The following is a 2424-nucleotide window of genomic DNA, read 5'->3' as shown; positions in this document are numbered from 1 at the left end:
GGGTGCGGGAGCGCAGCCTGTCGGCGTTCGCGCACCAGGACGTGCCGTTCGAGCGCTTGGTGGAGGAGCTGGCCCCGTCGCGGTCGTTGGCGCGGCACCCGCTCTTCCAGGTGGTGCTGACCAAGCAGGACACCATCGAGGCGGTGCTGGACCTGCCCGGCGTGCGGACGGGACCGGCTCCGGCGGCGGGGGGCGGGCGTACCGCGGCCAAGTTCGATCTTGACGTGATGGTGAGTGAGGCGTTCGACGCCGACGGGGCTCCGGCCGGGGTGCGCGGGTCCGTGACGGTGGCGGCGGACCTGTTCGACGAGGAGTGGGCCGAGCGGATCACGCGTTACTGGGTGCGGGTGCTGGACATGGTGAGCGGCGATCCCGGTACGCGGGTGAGCGGCGTCGACCTGCTGGGACCGGACGAGCGTCGGGCCCTTTCTGAGTGGAACCGTACGGCGGCCGACGGGTTTGCGGCTCCGGTGGTGGAGCTGTTCGAGGCGCAGGTCGCGCGTAGGCCCGGGGCGGTCGCGGTGGTGTCTCCCGAGGGCGAGGGGGTCACGTACGCCGATCTGGACGAGCGGGCCAATCGGCTGGCGAATGTCCTGGCCGGTGAGGGGGTGGGCGCCGAGTCGGTGGTGGGGGTGTGCCTGGATCGCGGTGTGGATCTGGTGGCGGCGTTGCTGGCGGTGTGGAAGGCGGGTGCGGCGTATGTGCCGATCGATCCGCGTCAGCCGGTGGATCGGATCGCGTACCTGCTCGCTGACAGCCGTGCGGTGCTGACCGTCACGAGCGAGGAGATCGCGGACGAGCTGCCGGCGGGTCATGCCCGGATGCTGGTGCTGGACGACACCTTCACCGCGTTGCGCCTGTCGATGGCTTCTCCGGCCCGGCCCGAGCGGGTCGTGCACGGCGGCCAGACGGCCTATGTCATCTACACCTCGGGCTCGACCGGCCGGCCGAAGGGGGTGCTGGTCAGTCAGGCGGCTCTGGCGAACTATGTGGCTTCTGTGCCGGGGCGGCTGGAGCTGGACGGTGGCCGGTTCGCCCTGGTGCAGGGGCAGGCGACCGACCTGGGCAACACGATCGTCTTCGCCGCGCTCACGTTGGGCGGAGAGCTGCACGTCATGGCCGAGGAGGCGGCCACCGACCCGGACGCGCTGCGGGCGTTGCTGGCCGAGCGGGAGATCGACTTCGTGAAGATGGTGCCCTCCCACCTGGCGGCGATGGGTCCAGGACTGCTGCCCGCTCGCGCGCTGGTGCTGGGTGGTGAGGCGGCCGCTCCCGACTGGCTGGCGCGGGTGCTGGAGGAGGCCGAGCAGCGTGGTTGCGCGGTGTTCAACCACTACGGCCCGACCGAGACCACGATCGGCGTCGCCACCACCCGGTTGAGGGGTGGTGGAGTCGCGCCGGTCGGCACGCCGGTGGCCAACACCGCCTGCCACGTGCTGGACGAGCACCTGGCTCCGGTGCCGCCGGGTGTCACGGGTGAGCTGTATGTGGCGGGCGCGCAGGTGGCTCGCGGGTATCTGGGGCGTCCTGGGCTGACGGCCGAACGGTTCGTGGCCTGCCCCTTCGGCGGCGGACGCATGTACCGCACCGGCGACCGGGCCCGCTGGAATGCAGACGGCGAGTTGTTGTTCGCCGGCCGGGTGGACGACCAGGTGAAGATCCGTGGTTTCCGGGTGGAGCCGGGCGAGGTCACCGCGGCCCTGGCCGTCTGTCCCGGCGTGAGCCAGGCCGCCGTGATCGCGCGCGAGGAGGGGCCCGGTGACGTCCGGCTCGTGGGGTATCTGGTGCCCGGCGATCCGGAGAACGCCTCGGACCTCCCGTCGGTGGCGCGGCGGTTCGCCGCCGATCGCCTGCCCGACCACCTGATCCCCTCGGCCTGGGTGGTGCTGGACGCGCTGCCGCTGACCGCCAACGGCAAGCTCGACCGCCACGCCCTGCCCGCCCCCGACCACGCCGCCGCGGCCGGTGCCGGTCGTGGCCCGGCGGACGCGCGGGAGGAGGCGTTGTGCGCGGCGTTCGCCGAGGTGCTGGGCGTGCCTGCGGTCAGCGTGGACGACGACTTCTTCGAGCTCGGCGGGCACTCTCTGCTCGCCGTCCGCCTGGTCAGTCGCATCCGCGCGCTGCTCGGCGTCGAGATCGAGATCCGCGCCCTGTTCGAGACCCCGACGGTGGCCGGGCTGGCCGCCGGCCTGGGCGACGTGGAGGCGGCCCGCCTCGCGCTGACGGCGGTGGAGCGGCCGGAGCGGGTGCCGCTGTCGTACGCGCAGCGCCGGTTGTGGTTCATCAGGGAGCTTGAGGGGCCGAGCGCCACGTACAACGTGCCGATCGTGCTGCGGTTGTCAGGGGAGGTGGACGCCGAGGCGCTGGGTGCGGCGTTGCGGGACGTGGTCGTACGGCATGAGGTGCTGCGGACGGTCTATCCGG

General features: G+C 72.6%; 1 protein-coding gene. It reads left to right on the top strand.

The genetic code is table 11. From position 1 onward, the window contains the following. A partial coding sequence (locus tag ABFX54_RS56330; protein WP_346115560.1) for an amino acid adenylation domain-containing protein occupies nt 1-2424 on the top strand: 2424 nt, incomplete at both ends.

The organism is Nonomuraea maheshkhaliensis, assembly GCF_039529435.1.
GTDB classification, from domain to species: domain Bacteria; phylum Actinomycetota; class Actinomycetes; order Streptosporangiales; family Streptosporangiaceae; genus Nonomuraea; species Nonomuraea maheshkhaliensis.
This window is presented reverse-complemented; position numbering and strand designations above follow the sequence as displayed.